The 19,239-nt window shown below is 64.1% G+C and carries 17 protein-coding genes; 9 read left to right on the forward strand and 8 right to left on the reverse strand.

Annotated elements, in window-relative coordinates; translation table 11 throughout:
* Nucleotides 1-2: 2 nt before the first annotated feature.
* Complete coding sequence (locus tag CK218_RS23965) at nt 3-1,790, reverse strand: bifunctional alpha/beta hydrolase/class I SAM-dependent methyltransferase (protein WP_179294584.1); 1,788 nt, start codon at nt 1,788-1,790, stop codon at nt 3-5.
* 36 nt (nt 1,791-1,826) lie between these two features.
* Nucleotides 1,827-2,435 carry a CDP-alcohol phosphatidyltransferase family protein gene (locus tag CK218_RS23970; protein ID WP_095829107.1) on the reverse strand — a complete coding sequence of 203 codons (609 nt, stop codon included), beginning with the start codon at nt 2,433-2,435 and terminating at the stop codon, nt 1,827-1,829.
* Nucleotides 2,436-2,707: 272 nt separating this feature from the next.
* Here CK218_RS23970 and CK218_RS23975 point away from each other — a divergent pair, with 272 nt between their 5' ends.
* The 3 genes from CK218_RS23975 to CK218_RS23985 all read left to right on the forward strand — a co-directional run bounded on the left by CK218_RS23975 (nt 2,708) and on the right by CK218_RS23985 (nt 6,197).
* The gene (locus tag CK218_RS23975; protein WP_095801336.1) at nt 2,708-3,187 is read left to right on the forward strand and encodes a MarR family transcriptional regulator; all 480 of its coding nucleotides are present in this window, start codon (nt 2,708-2,710) and stop codon (nt 3,185-3,187) included.
* Nucleotides 3,184-4,368, forward strand: a complete 1,185-nt coding sequence (locus CK218_RS23980) for an HlyD family secretion protein (protein WP_095829108.1) — start codon at nt 3,184-3,186, stop codon at nt 4,366-4,368. Before CK218_RS23975 ends, CK218_RS23980 begins: the two co-directional genes overlap by 4 nt.
* Before the next feature lie 296 nt (nt 4,369-4,664).
* Nucleotides 4,665-6,197, forward strand: a complete 1,533-nt coding sequence (locus tag CK218_RS23985) for a DHA2 family efflux MFS transporter permease subunit (protein ID WP_095829109.1) — start codon at nt 4,665-4,667, stop codon at nt 6,195-6,197.
* A gap of 325 nt (nt 6,198-6,522) precedes the next feature.
* Here the strand turns inward: CK218_RS23985 and CK218_RS23990 are convergent, their stop codons facing one another.
* Nucleotides 6,523-7,029 (reverse strand): CAP domain-containing protein, encoded by a 507-nt coding sequence (locus tag CK218_RS23990; protein ID WP_095829128.1) that lies wholly within the window; start codon nt 7,027-7,029, stop codon nt 6,523-6,525.
* A 168-nt stretch (nt 7,030-7,197) separates the two neighbouring features.
* Here CK218_RS23990 and CK218_RS23995 point away from each other — a divergent pair, with 168 nt between their 5' ends.
* Complete coding sequence (locus CK218_RS23995; protein WP_095829110.1) at nt 7,198-8,022, forward strand: DUF2189 domain-containing protein; 825 nt, start codon at nt 7,198-7,200, stop codon at nt 8,020-8,022.
* A 55-nt stretch (nt 8,023-8,077) separates the two neighbouring features.
* A complete protein-coding gene (locus tag CK218_RS24000) occupies nt 8,078-8,959 on the forward strand; it encodes a dienelactone hydrolase family protein (protein WP_245435171.1) in 882 nt (293 codons plus the stop codon).
* 25 nt (nt 8,960-8,984) lie between these two features.
* Here the strand turns inward: CK218_RS24000 and CK218_RS24005 are convergent, their stop codons facing one another.
* From CK218_RS24005 to CK218_RS24020, 4 genes are all read right to left on the reverse strand, one after another.
* Nucleotides 8,985-9,617 carry a LysE family translocator gene (locus CK218_RS24005; protein WP_095778371.1) on the reverse strand — a complete coding sequence of 211 codons (633 nt, stop codon included), beginning with the start codon at nt 9,615-9,617 and terminating at the stop codon, nt 8,985-8,987.
* Between the two features lie 143 nt (nt 9,618-9,760).
* Complete coding sequence (locus tag CK218_RS24010) at nt 9,761-10,189, reverse strand: nuclear transport factor 2 family protein (protein ID WP_095778372.1); 429 nt, start codon at nt 10,187-10,189, stop codon at nt 9,761-9,763.
* 100 nt (nt 10,190-10,289) lie between these two features.
* Entirely contained in the window at nt 10,290-12,263 is a 1,974-nt protein-coding gene (locus CK218_RS24015; RefSeq protein WP_095829130.1) for a pilus assembly protein, read from the reverse strand.
* A gap of 26 nt (nt 12,264-12,289) precedes the next feature.
* Nucleotides 12,290-14,269: a pilus assembly protein gene (locus CK218_RS24020; protein WP_095829111.1), complete on the reverse strand. Its 1,980-nt coding sequence runs from the start codon at nt 14,267-14,269 to the stop codon at nt 12,290-12,292.
* Between the two features lie 298 nt (nt 14,270-14,567).
* Between CK218_RS24020 and CK218_RS24025 the strand changes: the two genes are divergently transcribed.
* Both CK218_RS24025 and CK218_RS24030 read left to right on the forward strand, forming a co-directional pair.
* Nucleotides 14,568-15,428, forward strand: coding sequence for a TIGR01459 family HAD-type hydrolase (locus CK218_RS24025; protein WP_095829112.1), 861 nt, complete (start codon nt 14,568-14,570; stop codon nt 15,426-15,428).
* Nucleotides 15,429-15,475: 47 nt separating this feature from the next.
* On the forward strand, nt 15,476-16,459 hold the full coding sequence (locus CK218_RS24030; RefSeq protein WP_095829113.1) for a bifunctional riboflavin kinase/FAD synthetase: 984 nt from the start codon (nt 15,476-15,478) through the stop codon (nt 16,457-16,459).
* Nucleotides 16,460-16,651: 192 nt separating this feature from the next.
* On the opposite strand, the gene CK218_RS24035 is transcribed toward CK218_RS24030, so the two are convergent.
* Nucleotides 16,652-17,206, reverse strand: coding sequence for an HdeD family acid-resistance protein (locus tag CK218_RS24035; protein WP_095829114.1), 555 nt, complete (start codon nt 17,204-17,206; stop codon nt 16,652-16,654).
* A 143-nt stretch (nt 17,207-17,349) separates the two neighbouring features.
* Here CK218_RS24035 and CK218_RS24040 point away from each other — a divergent pair, with 143 nt between their 5' ends.
* Nucleotides 17,350-18,900, forward strand: coding sequence for an acid phosphatase (locus tag CK218_RS24040; RefSeq protein WP_245435172.1), 1,551 nt, complete (start codon nt 17,350-17,352; stop codon nt 18,898-18,900).
* 23 nt (nt 18,901-18,923) lie between these two features.
* Entirely contained in the window at nt 18,924-19,136 is a 213-nt protein-coding gene (locus CK218_RS24045) for a hypothetical protein (protein WP_066996644.1), read from the forward strand.
* Nucleotides 19,137-19,239: the final 103 nt, after the last annotated feature.

The raw sequence follows: 19,239 nt of genomic DNA on the forward strand, positions 1-19,239 counted from the left end.
TCCTAAAGCCGCCTTGCCAGCGAGACGGTGAAGATGCCCCATTGGTCGATGCGCTGGTCGAGCTTCTCGAAGCCTGCCGCCTCGACCAGCTGATCCATCTCGGCTTGCGTGCGCCGCCGCATCACCCAGGCCTGGCCGCCGCGATGCGAGGTCAGGCTGCGCGCGATCATTTCGAGCTGCGGGTGCCAGGGCTGGTTGGTGTAAATGAGCAGGCTGCCCGGCTGCATGGCGCGGGCAAGGCCGCCGAGCGAGCGCGCAATCAGCGCATTGTCGGAGAAGAGCTCGTAAAGGCCGGAGACGATGGCGAGGTCCGGCGCCGGATCGATCGCGGCGAGCCCGTCGCCGTCGAAGGCGTCGGCGCGCTGGAACGACACGCTGGCCGGCAATTGCCGCTCGGCGATCAGCTTCCGGCCGAGCTCGACATTGAGGTCGGAATAGTCGCGCAGTCGAACGCTGGTCGGTTGCTCCCGGCTCATGTCGATCGCATCGAGGACGTAGCGGCCGTGACCAGACGCAATGTCCAGGATGTTGGTCGGCCGCCCAGCGGCCTTCAGCATTGCCAGCGCCGAGCCGATCAGCTCTTCGATGTGAAGCTTGCGCTGGCGGATGCCGCGCCAGCCGATGGCGTCGAGGAAGGTCCGGTCGACCATGCGGCCGATCGGCCCCAGGCCGCGCGGCTCGTCCTCATAGACATAGTCAAGCGTCGAACCGGAATCGAAGCCGGTGGTAACGCCGACCTTCATGCCTTGCGAGAACCAGCTGCCGATGCGGATGAAGGCGCGACTCATCGCCCAGTAGAGGCCCCTGGGCGAAAGCAGATCGAGCGGCGAGGCGAGGCGGTCGGCCTCGTCGCGCGTGTAGCCGGCGATGTCCGCCTGCTTCAGGTCGACAGCTTCCGCCGGTGCCGCGAACTGCGCTTCGAGGAACGGCCGGATCAGGTCGAGCGCCTTGGCGCGGTCGCGCTCGCCCAGCGTATCGTGGAAGAAGCCTGGCAGCACGTGGCGCTCCTTCGCCCGGCTGCCGAGATTGACGAAGAACTCGTGCTGCGGCGCGTGCCGCACCACCCAGTCGCTGCCCGACAGAAGGAGCTGCGTCGGCACGGTGATGGCGCGCGCATCGGCAACGATGCGCGCCGCGTGCTGATAGAGCTCGACCAGGATGTTCGAGGCGATCGGCCTTGTGATCAGCTTGTCGTTTTCGAAGGAAGCAATGCGCACAGGGTCATGAGTGAGAAGGTTCGCCTTGACGTAGGAATTGACGAAGAAGCGCCCCTTGATCTTCTGCCACAGCGCGATGCCTTCCTTGGCGAAAGGGACATAGAGTTTCACCGAGAAGGCGGGCGAGGCGAGCACCATGGCGCGCAGCTTGGGCGCATAGTCGTGCACCCACGCGGCCGCCAGCACCGCGCCGAAGGACTGCGCGATCAACGCGATGTCCTGCGCCGCAAAACCGTCCCTGGCGGCGATCTCGCGCATGAAACAGTCGATGTCGCGCACCAGCGCGGCGAAAGACGGAGCGTAGCCGCGCTCGCCGGCGGAGCGGCCGTTGCCGCGCGCATCCCAGGCATAGAAGGCGTAGTCGGGCAGGCTGAGTTCGTCGACGAGATGCGCCATGCGGCCGCCATGCTCGTGGCCGCGATGGAAGAGCACGACCGCGCCCTTGGCCGTGGCCTGCATCGCCGGCCAGTAGCGGTAAAATATCTGCGTGCCGTCATGGCTGCGGAAGGTGCGTTCCTGCGCCTGCCGCGCAAGGCTTTCCGCCGGCGCGCTGGCGACCTGTTCGTGAAGCATGGTGGTTCCCCCGGACGGCATGGCGAGTCTCGGTGCTCAGCCGGTGCTGCCAATAAGACCGGCGCGTATCCGGTTTATGGCGGTCAGCAGCGAAAGCGTAGCCATGACCGGAAACACAAACGGCGCGATTGCCTCCGGCCAGAGCCCGGCGGCGGCGAGCACGGCGGCCACGCCGAGCGCCAGCGCTCTGTCGCTCTTGCCGAACGGCCCGGCATAGTTTCGCCCGATCCCGGCGGCGATGCCGAGCACGCCGGCGAACTCGGTGAGCGCCGCGGCGATGGCAAAGGCGACAACGCCCCAGGCGCCGAATTGGGGAAGGGCGGCGAAGGGCAGGATCAGCGCAAGGTCGGAGACGACATCGCAGATCTCGTTGAGGTACATGCCGAGCGTCGAGGCCTGGCCATGCTCGCGCGCCAGCATGCCGTCAATGGCGTTGAGCGCCATGCGCAGGAAAAGCACCAGGGGGATGAGGAAGAGCAGCGGGCTCCAACCGGGGAGGATCGCGATCGCCGATCCAGCCGCGATGGACAGCAGCGCAGCCGCGACCGTTATGCCGTTGGCCGTCACACCCATCGCCGCCAGCCTGTTGACCAGCGGCCGCAGCCTGTCCTGGAAAGCCGGCTTCAGCGCATAGAGCGTCGGCATTGCGATGATCCCCCGATCCTCGCCGGCAGATGTATCACAAACATGCCGAACGGCACCAGCGCAGCTGCTAAAACACTGTGAATCCCAGACAGTTGGCACCATGCCATGCACCCATTGCCTGAAGACGACGCCGGAGCCGGCGCTCTGGTTCGCTCTCATGCCCGCCTTGGCGAGCTTCGACCATGCAGCCCTGGCATGGCCGCATGCGGTCGCCGGCTTCTGGAACAACGCAGCCACTTGAATAGTAAGCACGCTTATTATATATGCCGCTCATGGTTTCAGATGGCATCGACAGATTGGGATTTTTGATCCACGACGTGCAGCGCCTCATGCGCAAGCGCTTCGAGGCGCGCGCCAGCGGGTTGGGCCTTTCCTCGGCGCAGTGGCGGCTTCTCGTCCGCGTCGCCAAGGAGGCCGGTGTCGCGCAGGCGCGGCTCGCCGAACTGCTCGAGATCGAGCCGATCAGCGTCTCTCGCCTCGTCGACCGGATGGAGGAGGGCGGCTGGATCGAGCGTCGCGCCGACGCGGCCGACCGGCGTGTGCGCATGATCTTCCCGACCGAAAAGGCCAACGCGGCCTACGCCGATGTCAAAAGCCTCGCCGGCGAGGTCTATGAGGAATCGCTCACCGGCGTATCGCTGGAGGACCGTCGCATCCTGATCCGGGTGCTCGACACCATCGTGCAGAATTTGACCGACGGCGAGACGTCGTCCCTCGAAAAAATCAAGAATACGGAAGGGCGGGCAGCATGAACGCGGCAGCCAAGAAAGCAGACGACAACGTCACCAAGCTCGAGATGGAAGCGCCGGCGAAGCCGGAGGCTGCGCCGGTCTCCGCGGGAGCGGAGCCGCAGCCCGCACCGGCAGCACCGAGGAAGAAGCGCCGCACCGGCCGCTTCCTTTTGATGGTCGCCCTGCCGCTGGCACTGCTCGCCGGCGGCGCCTATGTCTGGGTCACCGGCGGTCGCTACCAGGAGACCGAGAACGCCAACCTGCAGCAGGCCCGGATTTCGATCGCCTCCGATACGGCCGGCCGCATCGTCCAGGTCGGCATTGCCGACAACCAGACGGTCAAGGCGGGCGACCTTCTCTTCGTCATCGACCCCGAGCCTTACAAGATCGCGCTGGCCCAGGCCGACGCGGCTGTTGCCGCCGCGCGGCTCAATGTCGAGCAGTTGCGCGCCGCCTACAGCCAGGCGATGGCGCAGCAGAAGTCGGCCAAGAGCGAGGTCGACTATGCGCAGTCGCAATATGACCGCGCCGCCGATCTCGCTGAGAAGGGCATCAATGCCAAGTCGTCGCTGGACGAGGCCCGCAACGACCTCGACAAGGCCAAGCAGCAGCTTGCGGTCGCCGAGCAGGGCATCATCAGCGCCAAGGCGGCGCTTGGCGGCAACCCCGACATCGAGACCGACAAGCATCCGAGCGTGATGTCTGCGCTCGCCGCGCGCGACAAGGCCGCCTACAACCTCTCGCAGACCACGGTGAAGGCGCCATCGGACGGCATCGTCTACCAGGCCTCGTCCTTCAAGATCGGCCAGTATGTCTCCGTCGGCACGCCGCTGTTCGCGCTGGTCGAGACGGATGACACCTGGATCGACGCCAATTTCAAGGAAACCCAGCTGACCCATATGAAGCCGGGCCAGAAGGCCGAGATCGTGGTCGACACCTATCCGGGCCGGACCTTCGAGGCGACCGTCAAGGCGATCGGCGCCGGCACCGGCGCCGAGTTCTCGCTGTTGCCCGCCCAGAACGCCACCGGCAACTGGGTCAAGGTCACCCAGCGCATTCCCGTGCGCCTGGAACTGACCGACCCCGACGCCAAGATGGCGCTGCGCACCGGCATGAGCGCGACGGTCACCGTCGATACCGGCGTCGCGCGCGGCCTGCCGTCGATCTTCGGTCACGCCACGGCCGGCGAGCACGCGCAATAAAGCAAAGTGAAGCCCGAGGCATGAGCCTCCGCAAGGGAATGGTCTGAAGGGATGGAGGGAAAGCCAAGCGTTTGAGGCGAGCCGCGTCGCGGCTTTGATCGAAGTTGAAGCTTTCGACACCGACCTGTCGGTCCTCAGGTTTCCGGGCGGCAGGTATCCGCTCCAACAGAGACTTCCGGTCGATGTAACCCCCACATCGGTCCTCGCGTCCCACCGCGACGAGGGTCTCAAAGGAAGGCCTCGCCGCCCGGAAACCCAATGTACCCGTTTTTGTTACCTGCTGGAAGTTCAGCACCATGAGCACGCCCGAACCCTTCAAGGAAGTACCGCACCGCGGCCTAATCACGGTCGCGCTGATGCTGGCGACGGTCATGCAGGCGCTCGACACCACGATCGCCAATGTCGCGCTGCCGACCATGACCGGCGACCTCGGCGCCTCGCCCGACAACATCAACTGGGTGCTGACCTCCTATATCGTCGCCGCCGCCATCATGACGCCGGTCACCGGCTGGCTCGCCGACCGCCTCGGCCGCAAGGAGCTGTTCCTGGCCTCCGTCGTCGGCTTCACCATCTTCTCCATGCTTTGCGGCATGGCGTGGAGCCTCGAGACGATGGTGCTCTTCCGCCTGCTGCAGGGTGTGTTCGGCGCGGCGATCGTGCCGCTGTCGCAGACCTTCCTGCTCGATATCAATCCCCGCGAACGCCATGGCCAGGCGATGGCCATCTGGGGCGCCGGCATCATGCTGGGACCGATCCTCGGCCCGACGCTCGGCGGCTGGCTGACCGAGAATTTCAACTGGCGCTGGGTGTTCTTCATCAACCTGCCGGTCGGCATCCTCGCCTTCATCGGCATGGCCGCCTATCTGCCTGTCGTCGCCAAGCGCGTGCGCAGCTTCGATTTCTTCGGCTTCGCCATAATCTCGCTCGGCGTCGGCGCGCTGCAGCTGATGCTCGACCGCGGCGGCGAGGTCGACTGGTTCTCCTCGACAGAGATCTGGATCGAGCTTGCGCTGTCGATCACCGGCTTCTGGGTGTTCATCATCCACACGGTGACGTCCGAACGTCCCTTCATCGATCCAAAGATATTCCTCGACCGCAATTTCGTGACCGGGCTCGGCTTCATCTTCGTCATGGGCGTGCTGATCCTGGCTTCGATGTCGCTGCTGCCGCCGATGCTTGCCAACATCTTCGGCTACCCGACCGTCACCATCGGCGTGGTGCTCGGCCCGCGCGGTATCGGCACGATGATTTCGATGCTGTTCGTCGGCCGCATCATGCACAGGATCGACGCGCGTATTCTGGTCGCGATCGGCTTCCTGCTCACCGCGCAGTCGCTCTACACCATGGCGAGCTTCACGCCGCAGATGGACAACTGGCTGATCATCTCTTCGGGCGTCATCCAGGGTCTCGGCATGGGCATGGTGTTCGTGCCGCTCTCGGCCGTCGCCTTCGCCACGCTCGACGCGCGCTACCGCACCGACGCCACCTCGCTGTTCAGCCTTGTGCGCAATCTCGGCTCGTCGATCGGCGTGTCGGTGGTTGCGGCGCTGATGGTGCAGAACACGCAGGTCAACCACAGCGAGCTCGGGGCCTTCATCAACCCCTACAACCCCAACCTATGGGCAGCCTCGCCCGCGGCGGCGAGCGGTGATCCCATGGCCCTTTCGCAGGTCGACAGGCTGGTCAACGTTCAGGCGATGATGATCTCCTACATCAACGACTTCAAACTCCTGATGGTGATGACGCTGCTTGCCGTCCCGTTCGTCATCCTGCTGCGCAAGCCGAAGGCCGCGCCCGCGGGCGGCGCGCCGGCCGCGCATATGGATTGATGTTTTGGTGGCGGTCTCCGTGCCAGTCCCAATCACGCTGACATTGCGGCCATAAATGCAGCTCGGTTATGTCCGCCGAATTGACCGCTAAGCGGGCGGCGGCGAACGCAACTGGTTGTCGCTGAGTGTGCAGTCGCTACATGCATTGCGGTCCGCAGAGGAGCGTTCCGCTCCTGGTGAAGCCGCTCTGAGGCCACGCCAACGATCGCCCGGCGACGCGCGCCGGCTGGTCAGAATGGATAGCCGCCGGGGTAACGTCCGGCCTGCGGATCAGTGTCCCTGGATGCAAAGCGCACGCGGGCTTTTCCGGAGGCGGCGCTTCAGTTTAACGGCCCAGCACCAGTGCCCAGTAGCGCAGGCTGGGATCGCGGCCGTCGCGCACGTAAGCCAACCCGAAGCGGCTGAAGTCCGGGTCGAGCATGTTGCGCCGGTGGCCGTCCGAATGCATCCAGATGTCGAACAGCTTTTGCAGGTCGAAACGTCCCTCGGCGATGTTTTCGCCCGCGGCGCCGCGCACGCCGTTGCCCTTCATGCGCGAGGCGAAATCCTTGCCCCAGCCGGTCGTGTGGCTCATACGGGCGCGCGACGCCATATAGCCGGCCTGCTGCAGCGCCGCCTGTTCGAGCTGCGTGTCCGGGATGAGCGCCGGCAGTCCGGCCGATGTGCGGATAGTGCTCAACGTGCCTGTGGCGGAAGACGACACGCCGGCGGCTTCGCCGGTCGGCAGCTGGACGCTGGTGCAGGCGGCAATGCCGCCGAGCGCCGCAAGGCCGACGGTCTTGAGCAATGTGCGTCTGTCGAGATGGGGGGAATCGGTGGTCAGGCTGGTCATCCGGCCTCTGATACCGGCGATCGTGGCTTTTGCCGGGCAGCCGATGAAAATCGCGTTATGCGGCGACATCCTCCGGGAGATCGGTTATCATCCCGGCGTTCTAGAAGTGGCAGCCACGGGCGGGCCACCCAGGCGGTGACCGCCCCCCGAGCGATACGGAGGACGGTTATGGCTGGTTTTCATGTCATGGCGGACGCGCAAGGGCTGCATGTGCAGCCCACGGTGCGCCACATCACCACGTCGGATCTATGGGACGCGCTAAGGCTCGGCGCCGAGGATTTCTGGGCCAAGCCCTCGCACTACGTGTTCATGTGCCTGATCTATCCGGTCGTCGGCCTGATCCTGACGCGGTGGACCTCCGGCTCGAGTGCAATCCAGCTCGTCTATCCGCTGATGTCGGGCTTTGCATTGATCGGTCCCTTCGCGGCGATCGGCCTCTACGAGATCAGCCGCCGGCGCGAGCTCGGCATGAGCAGCCGCTGGCACCATGCGCTCGACGTGCGCCGTTCGCCGGCGCTGCCCTCGATCGCGGCGATCGGCGTCCTGCTTTTCGCGCTCTTCCTTCTGTGGCTGTTCACCGCGCAGTCGATCTACACCAGCCTGTTCGGCGCCGAGCCGCCGGCCTCCGTCGGAACTTTCCTGCGCGACGTGCTGACGACCGGCAAGGGCTGGACGCTGATCCTGCTCGGCAACGCTGCCGGCCTCGTCTTCGCGATCGTGGTGCTCGCCACCACCGTGATTGCCTTCCCGCTGCTGCTCGACCGCGACGTCGGCGCCGTCTCGGCGATCGAGACCTCGGCGCGCGCCGTCATTGCCAACCCGCTGCAGATGGCGCTCTGGGGCCTAACGGTCGCGGTGCTGCTGGTGATCGGCTCGATCCCGCTGTTTGCCGGCCTTGCCGTCGTCATGCCGGTCCTCGGCCACGCGACCTGGCATCTCTATCGCAAGGTGGTGGAGCCGCAGGATATCCGGCCCATCCGCCGGCCGATGTAGGCCGCGCCGGCTCGAACAAAGCAGACGTCCCGAAGCGGTTTACCGAGCCTGGTTCATGAAGATGTTCTTGAGGTCGCTCAAGGGGGCGGCTTTCGTGGCCGGGCTTTGGGTTGTCGGCTGCATTGATACTACGCGTGCCAACGCTGACGAGTTGGTGCATTTTGAAAGCGCGGCCGTGAAGCCGACGCCGTTTCAGGAGCGCATTGCGCAACAAAACGGGCGAGCGCTCCAGGCCATTCCTGGCACGCCATTGAATGGGTATCTGACGCGACCGCCGGGTGAGGGGCCGTTCCCGGCGGTCGTCGTTCTCCATGGATGTTCGGGCCTATTCCCAACTGTAGAGAAAACCTGGTCGCAGCGGCTGTCTTCCTGGGGTTACGTCGTACTCGTTGTCGACAGCTTCAGCACGCGCGGTATTCGCGAGACGTGTGATCACGGGCTGCTCACCGATGGCAGCCTGTTTGCTGATCGCGTTTATGACGCCTACGGCGCCTTGGAGTTCCTGTCCAAATTGAGTTTCGTCGACCCGCAGCGCACAGCGTTGATGGGGTTCTCCGCCGGTGGGATCGCAACGCTCGAGGCCGTGCAACTTGGCGGCGCCGAGCGGCTGATGGATCGCAAGTTCAAGGCGGCTGTCGCTTACTATCCGAATTGTTCGGCTACGAATGGCGACGTGGCGGTCCCGACATTGATCCTGATCGGCGAGCTCGACGATTGGACCCCCGCCAAAGATTGCCGGGAAATGATGGCGCAGCGCAGCGGCAAGGGCAGCGCCGTGCAGCTTGATGTCTTCAAGGGCGCTCGCCACGCCTTTGCCTCCCCGTCATTCAAGACGGGCACCGAGCAGTATGGCCACCGGGTGGAGTACAACGCAGCTGCGGCCGAAAAATCGGCAAGCGACGTCCACACGTTTTTGAAGCAGGCCTTCAGCGGATAACAGCCATAGCCCTGATCATCCGATCTCAGCGCTGCGCCTCGGTCGCCATCTTCAAAGCCAGCGCCGTCAGCACCGTGCCCATCATCCAGCGCTGGACGACCAGCCAGAACGGCCGTCCGGCGAGGAAGGTGGCGATCGAGCCCGCTGTCACCGCGATGATGGCGTTGACGGTCAGGCTGATCGAGATCTGCGTCACGCCGAGCACCAGAAGCTGCGACAGCACATGGCCCTTGGCCGGGTTGATGAACTGCGGCAAGAGCGACAGATAGAGCACCGCCACCTTCGGATTGAGCAGGTTGGTCATCAGCCCCATGACGAACAGCTTGCGCGGCCTGTCCTTCGGCAGCTCGCGCACCTGGAATGGCGAGCGGCCGCCGGGCCTTAGCGCCTGCCAGGCGAGCCACAGCAGGTAGAGCGCGCCGGCAAAGCGCAGCGCGTCATAGGCATAAGGCACGGCGAAGATCAGCGCGGTGATGCCAAAGGCCGCGGACACCACATAGAACAGGAAGCCCAGCGCCACGCCGCCCAGCGAGATCAGCCCGGCCCTCGGCCCTTGCGACAGCGAGCGCGAGATCAGATAGATCATGTTCGGGCCGGGTGTGAGCACCATGCCAAGGCAGATCAGCGCGAAGGTCAAATGGTTGGCGGCGTCGGGCATGCTCGATCTCCAGCACCTGCGGCAGGGAAGGTCCGATGCCGGCGGGTACGGACATGTGCCTTGTGCCGCGCACGAGCGCAAGGGACTTGCCGGCGCCGGTCGTTGCGCCAGGGCGGGCAGCGCCGCAGGCTTTGGTAGCCTTTCTACTCACCGACGATCGAGGCTGCCGGACGAGGCGAGGTTATAGGATCGGCATGACGAAGGACGATCTTCCACGCGCCTTTCTCCCGCCGAAATATAGTGGTGGTTCGAAGTGCGATCGAAACAAGCTTGTCGCTGCCGCCGACCTTGGATCGGACCCGCTCGATCTCGATGATGTAACCCAAGTCGGTCGTTGCGTACTCGGAAATTCGGTCGAAGCCGATAACCTCTCCGTCTCGGTAGTTGGTAGCGGCACGGTCCATCGTTTCGGCAGCCTTCTTCCATCCTTTTGCCGGCGGGCCGAATGGATTGGCGATGACGACGTCATCCCGTTGTGAGAAGAGACTTTTCAATGGTTTGGGATTGCCCTTGACGAAGGCATCCAGGGCTAAATGATCCTGCTCGATGAGTTTCGCGAGGTCTGACAGCATCTCAGCATCCTCCGATGAAGGGGAAAGAGAATACTATCTGAAATCAAGCCCCTGATCCTGCCTTTTCGCTTCTTGGCGCGCCGGCGTCAGTTTATGTCCCTTACCCCACCACGCGCAAATTCGATAGCTCGTTCGCAATCTCCTTGAAATTGTCGGACAGCGTCGCGCCGGTTGCATTCCAGAAAAGCTTGGCGGGCTTGCTGGGGTCGGCGGGATCCTTGCGGAAGCGGGAGTCGGATGAGCAGGTCTTCAGGGCGTCCATCGCCTGCTTGTCGCCGGCGTCGGTCGCGGACATGTCGAGCGCAACCGTCATCACCATGATGTTGGCCGCCTTGGCGTGGTCGCAGAGCTTGGCCATCTGCTCGTTGAGCGCGTTGGTGTAGTTGCCCGAGGAATAGTTGAACTGGCCGATGTCGCTGGAGGTGCCGCCGAACAGGCGGGTGACCGAGGTGCCTTTGTAGCCGACGCCGGTATAGCCGTAGGCGGCATAGGTCGATTTGTTGCCGGCCGGATCGGAGTTCACCGTCGAATAGGTGTTCTCGCCGTCGGTGAGCACGATGACGACCTTGTCGTTGCCGCGTTCCGTCTCCGGCCGCCCTTCGGTGAAGGGCGCCGTGCTGGACACGGCGCGCCAGCCCCAGGCCATGCCTTCCGGCACGTTGGTGTTGCCGTTGGGCTGCATCAGGTCGACAGCCGCCTTGATCGCGGCCAGCCCGTCCGCGGTGGTGACGTCGGTGAGCGGCGTGACCGGCGTCGTGGTGCAGCTGTAGTTCGGACCGGCGCCCGTAGCCAGCACCGGCGCATTGATCGGCCGCGGCATGAAATATTTGGCCATGTTGGATTGGCGCGTCTTGCCGGTGGTGCTCGACGGATCGTCGTTCCACCAGCTGTTGGCAGCGCCGTAGGTCACCGGGTTCGGCTCGTCGGGATCCTGCGTCACCTTCCAGTGGTTGCCGGGTTCGTCGGGCGCGAACATCGGCACGAACATGGTCGCCGGGTCGCCGACCCCGATGCCGGTATTGTTCGGCCCGCCGGACGCAGGCGTATCGTCGACATTGTAAGGGTAGGGACGCACTTCGACGCAGCCCTGCCAGCTCGCGAAGGGGCCGTAGGTGTCGTTGTAGTCGTATTCGTTGTGGCTGCGCTTGCAGGTGTTGTTGGACCGGTACTCGTCGCAGACGACGCGCTTGCTGCCGACGATGCGCTCGTGGCTGGTGACCACCTTCATGTCGCGATAGAGCGAAAAGCGGGTCAGCGCCTGGCCTTCCTCGGTTCCCCAGCCGGTGCCGTTCTTGTACCAGATGCCGTTGATCTTCTGGGCGTTCTTGTCGGCGGCGTTGAGTGTCGACCAGTCGAAATTCTCGTTGGCGATCGGCGACAGCCCGTAGACATCCATCCAGGAGGCGTTGTCGTTGTCCGGCCCGACATTGACCGAAGCCGCGAAGGGCACCAGGCTGAACTGGACCGGCTTGTCGATCTGCTTGATCTGCGCCGCCTGCTGCGCAAGCGTGTCGACCAACTGCTTGGCGGCCTGTTTGAGCAGGTCGATGCGCTTCTGCCCCGTGCCGGATCCTTTCGTCGACATCGAGCCCGAATTGTCGAGCACCATCGCCACTTCCAGTGTGTTCTTCAAGCGCACGTGCGAGCACATCTCGACCTCGATCGGCTTGTGCGCATCGCCCTCGGATGCGCCATTGAGCAAAGCCGCGGCCGGATAGAAATAGGGATGGTAGGTGAGCGTCGCGCAAAGCTTCATCAAGCCGCCGCCGGTCTGGCTGCCCGGCAGCGTCACATCGAGCGCGAGGTTGCCGGAATCGATGCCGTTGAGGTTGGAATTGAAGAAGCCGGCGGCATAGGTCCTGACCTGGTCGTCGCTCGCCCCTTGCGACAGCTGCACCGCCGCGGCGAAATTGGCGGCATCGAGCGCATTCAGCACCATCTGCTTTTGACGGTTGAGTTCGGTGAAGTCGACCGCGAGTGCGAGGGCGCCCATCAGCGGCACCATGGCGATCGCCGTCATCAGGCCATAGTTGCCGCGCCGGTCGCGGCAAAAGCGAAGCCAGAATTCGTGCATCTTCAGCAAGCGGTTGCTCTTTCGGATCAACTGACGATGCGCAGGTTCGACAATTCGTTGCCGATCGCCTTGAAGTCGTCCGAAAGCGTGGCGCCGGTCGAGTTCCAGAATAGCTTCGCGGGCTTGCTCGGGTCGGCCGGGTCCCTGCGGAAGCGGGAGTCGGAAGCGCAAGCCTTCAGCGCAGCCATGGCCTTCTTCTCGTCCGCCTTGGTGTCGACCAGGTCGAGCGAGACCGTCATCACCATGATCCCGGCCGCCTTGGAGTTGGCGCACAGCGTCTGCATCTGTTCGTCAAGCGCGGCGGTGTAGTTGCCTTCCGTATAGGTGGTCTTAGGCACCGCGGTGCTCGTATTCATGAACAGGCGCGTGACGCTGCCCGATCCTGGATAGGTCAGCCCGGTATAGCCATAGGCCGCGTAAGTGGAACGATTGTTGGCATAGCTGGCGTCGCTAAACGGGCTGTAAGTATTGGCGCCGTCGGTCAACACGATGACGACCTTGTCGTTGCCTTTTTCGTTGTTTGGCCGACCTTCGGTGAACGGCTCGTTGCTGGAGACCGTCCGCCAACCCCAAGCGAGCCCCTCGGGCACGTTGGTGTTGCCAGTTGGCGCCATCTCGTCGATGGCATCGTCAAGCTCCTGCTTTTGGGCCGAAACAGTGACGTCCTTCAGCGGCGTGATCGGACTGGTGGTGCAACCTGCATTCGGACCGTCGCCGGCGGCGGCCGACTTCGAACCGTAGGGCTTCACCAAGAAGTATTTGCGCATGTCCGACTGCCGCTGTTTGGCGGTCGGATTGGTCGGATCGTAGGGCCAATCGGCCCACCAGTTATTGTCATAATAGCTGCCACTAATAGGCCACGCGCTGACGTCGTTGCTACCATCACGGTCGAAATCGCGCCAAAGCGTGCCGGCCTCGTCAGGCGCGAACATCGGCACAAAAAGCGTCGCAGGATTGGATGTGGTGGGCGTCGTGTCGTCGTCGTTGTACGGGTATGGCCTCGCCTCGACGCAACCCTGCCAACTCGCATAGCGGCTCGTGGTATAAACGTATGTCGGGGCCGGGGTGACCCAATGGCCTTTGCTGCAGGTGCCGTCCCTCTTGGTGACGTCACAGACATACTGTTTGGGGGGCTGCACCGTTTCGCGGTCAGACTCGACGGTCATGTCGGAATACAGGCTGAAGCGGGTCAGCGGCTGGTCCTTGGTATCGCCCCAACCGTCCCCTCGTTTGTACCAGGCGCCATTGACCTTCTCGGCGTACTTGTTCCGATCGTTGTCGGCGCTCATCGTCGTCCAGTCGAAATTCTCGTGCTGGACCGGGGAGATACCATCTTGATCCATCCAGCTGTCGCCGTCATGCGTCGGCCCGACATTGACCGAGGCAGAGAACGGAACCAGCGAGAACTGCACCGGCTTGGAGATCTGCTTCATCTGCTGGGCCTGCAGCGCCAGCGTCTTGACCAGCTGCTTGGCGGCGGCTTTCAGCAGGTCAATGCGCTTCTGCCCGGTTCCCGAGCCCAGGGTCGACATCGATCCGGAATTATCCAGCACGAGCGCCACTTCCAGCGTGTTCTTAAGTCGGATTTCCGACCTCGCCGAAACATTGACCACGGGGTCCCCCGCAGTCCCGCCGAGCAGCATCGCCGCCGCCGGCAGGAAATAGGGGTGATATTTCAGGGACGCCTCCAGGACCAGGGTGCCGCCGCCCGCATTGTTGTTGGGCAGCGTGACGGTCAGCGTCGTGTTGGCCGGAGACACGTGCCTGAGATTGGCCTCGAAGAACTGCTTGGCGTAGGCCTTCGCGTCCGCGTCGCTCGCTCCGCTGACGATCTGTTGCGCTGTCGCGACGCCAGCAGCATCTAGGGCGTTGAGCGTCTCCTGCTTCTCTCTAACCAGTTCCGTAAAATCGACGGCCAGTGCCACGGCACCCATCAGCGGCACCATCGTGATGACTGTCAACAGGGCGTAGTTGCCCCGCTTGTCGCCTATAAATCTGCCGATCATTGCGCTCAGCCCCCGCAAAAGACCCATACCGGTATACGACCATGGCCCTAGTTCGGTGCTACCATGGTCATAGATCCTTAAATTTCAGCTTGCCCGAAACGTTCAAGCACGCACCGCCATTTTGACGGCGTGTTAACCCTGCGCTTCCGAACGGGCGTGGTCGCGGCTCGTCCCGGCGGCGATGGCGAAAGCTGGTGACAGGATGGAGCGCTTCGGTTATGCGGGACCGGCCGTGGCGGGCTCCGAACCAAAAGGATGGCTGTCGCGGCTTTGCCTAGACCAGTCTCAGGATAACGGCATGGCGGACTCGCCAAACATCATCGCTTCGCTCACCGATCTGACGGAAAACTACGCGGCCATCCTGTGCGACGTGTGGGGCGTGGTGCACAATGGCGAATGGCACTTCACCGTCGCCGCGGAGGCGCTTGCCCGGGCGCGCGCGGCAAAAGTGCCGGTGGTGCTGATCACCAATTCGCCGCGGCGCAGCGCCGACGTCGTTGCGCAGATGCATGCTATCGGCGTTCCGGCTGAAGCCTACGACCGTGTCGTCACCTCGGGCGACGTCACGCGCGACTTGATCGCCGAGGGTCCGAGGAAGATCTTCCACATCGGGCCCGAGCGCGACTTCACCCTTTATGACGGCTTGGACGTCGAACTCGTGGAGGAATTCGAAGCCACCGGCGTCGTCTGCACCGGGTTCTTTGACGACGAGGTGGAGAAGCCCGCCGAATACGCGGAACTGCTGCAGCGGCTGCGTGCCCGCAACCTGCCCTTCATCTGCGCCAACCCCGACATCCTGGTCGAGCGCGGCGAGCGCACCATCTGGTGCGCCGGCGCGCTGGCGCGCGACTACGCGCAGCTTGGCGGCCGCACGCTGATCGCCGGCAAACCTTTCGCGCCGATCTACAACCTCGCCATGAAGGAGGTCGCCGGGCTGCTCGGCCACGCGGTCGAGCGCAAACAGGTTCTCGCCATCGGCGATGGCATGATGACCGACGTCAAGGGTGCCGCCGACAACGGGTTCGACGTGCTCTATGTCTCGGGCGGGATTCATGCGCGCGACTATGGCGACCCGCTGCGGCCGGATCCCGAAAGGCTGGCGGGATTCCTAGCAACGTACGGATATCGGCCGGTCGCCGTCATCCCGCGGCTGCAATAGGCGGGAAGCCGGACCATGACGGGCGCCCCGACATCACGCAGGTCGACATGACGCACGATTTCGAACGCATTTCGGCGGTCGCGCCGTTGCCCGGGCATCTGCGCGGCGGCGTCGTGGCGATCGGCAATTTCGACGGCGTCCACCGCGGCCATCTGTCGGTGCTGGAACGGGCGCTGGCCGAAGCCGGCCGCCGCGGCGTGCCGGCCCTGGTGCTCACCTTCGAGCCGCACCCGCGCAAGGTGTTCAGGCCGGACGTGCCTCTCTTCGTGCTGACGCCGCCGCCGATGAAGGCGCGGCTCCTGGCCAGGCTCGGCTTTGCCGCCCTCGTCGAGCAGCCGTTCACGCGCGACTTCGCCTCGCTCTCGGCCGAGGCATTCGTGACCGATGTGCTGGAAAACAGGCTGGGCGTCAGCCATGCCGTCACCGGTTTCGACTTCCACTTCGGCAAGGACCGCCAGGGCGGCCCGGCCTTCCTGATGGCGGCCGGCGAGCGCCACGGCTTCGGCGTCACGCTGGTCGACGCCTTCCGCGACGAGGGTGCCGAGGTCGTCTCGTCCAGCCGCATCCGCGCCCTGCTTTGCGAAGGCAAGGTCGAGGAAGCAGCCGGGCTGCTCGGCTATCGCTTCACCATCGAGAGCGAGGTGATCGCCGGCCAGCAGCTCGGCCGCACGCTTGGCTTTCCAACCGCCAATATGAAGCTTTCGCCGGAAGCCGCTCTGAAGGAAGGCATTTACGCCGTCCGCTTGCGCCGCGCCGATGGCACGCTCCATGACGGCGTCGCCAGCTTCGGCCGCCGGCCGACCGTCGACGATAATGGCGCACCGCTGCTCGAAACCTATGTCTTCGACTTCTCCGGCGATCTCTACGGCGAGATCTGCCAAGTGTCGTTCTTCGGCTATCTGCGCCCCGAGCTCAAATTCGATGGGCTCGATGCGCTGGTCGCGCAGATGAAGCGCGACGAGGCCGAGGCGAGGGCGCTGCTTGCAGGTGTGCGTCCGCTATCGGAACTGGACGCCGCCATCTGTTGCTGAGGTCTGGCAGGCGCGGTGGCGAAGAGAAGCGTCAGAGCGCCTGCGTCCGGCTAGCAGATTGCAAACCTTGGCGATTGGCGAAACGCCCTCTCATGTCGTCATCCCAGGGTCTTCGCGACGGAGCTTCGCTCCTGCTTCGCCCTGGGATGACGATCTTAGGCAGGCTTCGGCCAATCGCGAAGGTCGAGTTCCCTACCGCTTGAGCGCCAGCCCGGTGGCAATGAAGCTCCAGCCTTGGAAGACCAGGTCGACGGCCAGGAACATGCCGAGCACCCACAGGCTGTTGACCGGCCAGCCCATGGCGATGATCAGGCCAAGCAGGATGGTGATGATCGCGGCTGCCAGCAGCCATCCCCAGCCTTGCTCCGGCCGGTGGTTCCAGGCGACCCAGGCCCTCAGCAGCCCGGAAGCAATGAGGGCGACGGCGAGCAGAAACGTCAGCACCGCCGAGGCGAGCAGTGGGTTGTAGAAGGCGAAAAAGCCGGCGACGGCATAGAGCAGGCCACTGAGCAACCAGTAGAAGAAGCGCCCCCAGGTCTTGACGCCGAAAGCATGGATGATCTCGATGACGCCCGCCATCAGCATCAGCCAGCCGACGACATAGACCGAAGCGACGGTGGCGATGAAGAGATTGCCGAAGGCGATGCCGCCGAAAATCAGCAGCAGCACGCCAAGCCCCACGAACCACCCCCATTTGTCGCGCGTGCGTCCGATCGCGTCTTCCAGGGTATTGCCTTGCAAGCTCATGGCTTCGTCTCCCTGCAGAGTTCGCCGCGCATCCTGCGGTTGAAGGAAGGTAATCCCGATGTGATCACCCGTCCAGCGCGGTGGCTATTGCCAAGATGCACCGAAGCTGGTGTCATTTGACTTTGCGCAATGGAGGTACGGCGATGAAGCGATCCTATGGGCTCGCCCTGTTTTCCTCGGCTCTCGCCCTGTCCACTGTCGCTTCGCCTCTCGCCTTCGCGGCGCAGCCCGGCGATCCGCCGGACGGCATCGCCAAGATCGAGACGGTGGTCGTCATCTTCGCCGAGAACCGCGCCTTCGATAATCTCTATGGCCATTTTCCGGGTGCCGAGGGCATCGACAAGGCGAGCAAGGAAAGCTTGCAGCAGCGCGACCGTGACGGCTCGGTCCTGTCGGAGCTGCCGCCGGTCTGGGACGGGCTGACCGCCAAGGGCGTCACGCCGCCGGTGACGCAGGCAATGACCGAGCACCTTCCGAACGAACCGTTCACGGTGAACGACCCGAAAGGGTTCAACGTGCCGCTCAGCGTCGTGACGCATGATCTGTGGCATCGCTTTTACCAGAACCAGATGCAGATCAACGGTGGCAAGAACGACATGTTCGTCGCCTGGGCCGATTCAGGCGCCATGCCGATGAGCAACTGGGACGCCTCCAAGACCGATATGTGGGCCATTGCGCAAAAATACGTGCTCGCTGACCATTTCTTCATGGGCGGCTTCGGCGGCTCCTTCTTCAATCACCAGTGGCTGATCTGCGCCTGCGCGCCGTACTACGCAAATGCCGACAAGAGCCCGGCCAAGCCGTCGATCGCGGTGACGGACGCCAGCGGCACAGCGCTGAAGATCGCCGACAATTCGCCGAAATCGGCGCGCGACGGGATCCCGAAATTCGTCTCCGACGGCAACCTGACGCCGGATTTCTACGCGGTGAACACGATGCAGCCGCCATACCAGCCGAGCGGCAACGATCCGGCGCCCGGCGGCGATCGGCTGCTCGCGGATCCTACCAAGCCCACCACGCTGCCGCCGCAGACGGAACCGACCATCGGCGACATGCTCAGCCTCAAGCACATAAGCTGGGCGTGGTATTCCGGAGCCTGGCAGTACACGCTCGACCACGGCAACAAAACACCGATCCCGAACTTCCAATATCACCATCAGCCGTTCAACTATTACGCCAATTACGCTCCGGGCACCGAGGCCAGGCGCGAACATCTGCGCGACGCCGGGTTGGCTGGCGCGAGCTTCATCCAGGCCATCGACGACGGCGCCCTGCCGCAGGTCTCTTTCTATAAGCCGCAGGGCAATCTCAACGAGCACTCCGGCTATGCCGACATCCAGGCCGGCGACCGCCATATCGCCGACGTCGTGGCTCATCTGGAAAAGAGCCCGCAATGGCCGCACATGCTGGTCGTCGTCACCTATGATGAGAACGGCGGCATCTGGGATCACGTCGCACCGCCCAAGGGCGACCGCTGGGGACCGGGCACGCGCATTCCCGCGATCATCATTTCGCCCTTCGCCAAGCGCGGCTATGTCGATCACACGCCTTATGACACGACGTCGATCCTGCGCTTCATCACCGAGCGTTTCGAATTGCCGGTCCTGCACGGCATCGTGGTTCGCGACAAGGCCGTAGCCGCGCATGGCGAGCCGCCGCTCGGCGATCTTACCGGTGGGCTCGACCTGAATTGAGGGCGCGTTTTCGGAGGACCAACATGGACGCCGACCGGATCGTCGCGCTGGTCACGGCTGCCGGCATCGAGCTCACCGACCGCCGCCGCAACGCCAAAGGTGATGGTTGGTCGCTTAGCTTCTCCAGCGGCGCCACCGTTGAGGTGGGTGACGACGGATCGGCACGCGTCGCGGGGAAGGGCTCGAAGGCCGTGGCCAAGCTGCTGGACATGTCGCACGCGCCGCGCGGCAGCTAAGCCGGGCGGCCGATCTCCATGCTGGCGGTCCGCGCCGTCTCTGTTACGGATCTTAAGTCAAAATTTACCGCACTGACGCCATGCCTTCTGCGCTGCCCGGTGT

The sequence above is a fragment of the Mesorhizobium sp. WSM3879 genome, assembly GCF_002294915.1.
In the GTDB taxonomy this organism is placed as follows: Bacteria; Pseudomonadota; Alphaproteobacteria; order Rhizobiales; family Rhizobiaceae; genus Mesorhizobium.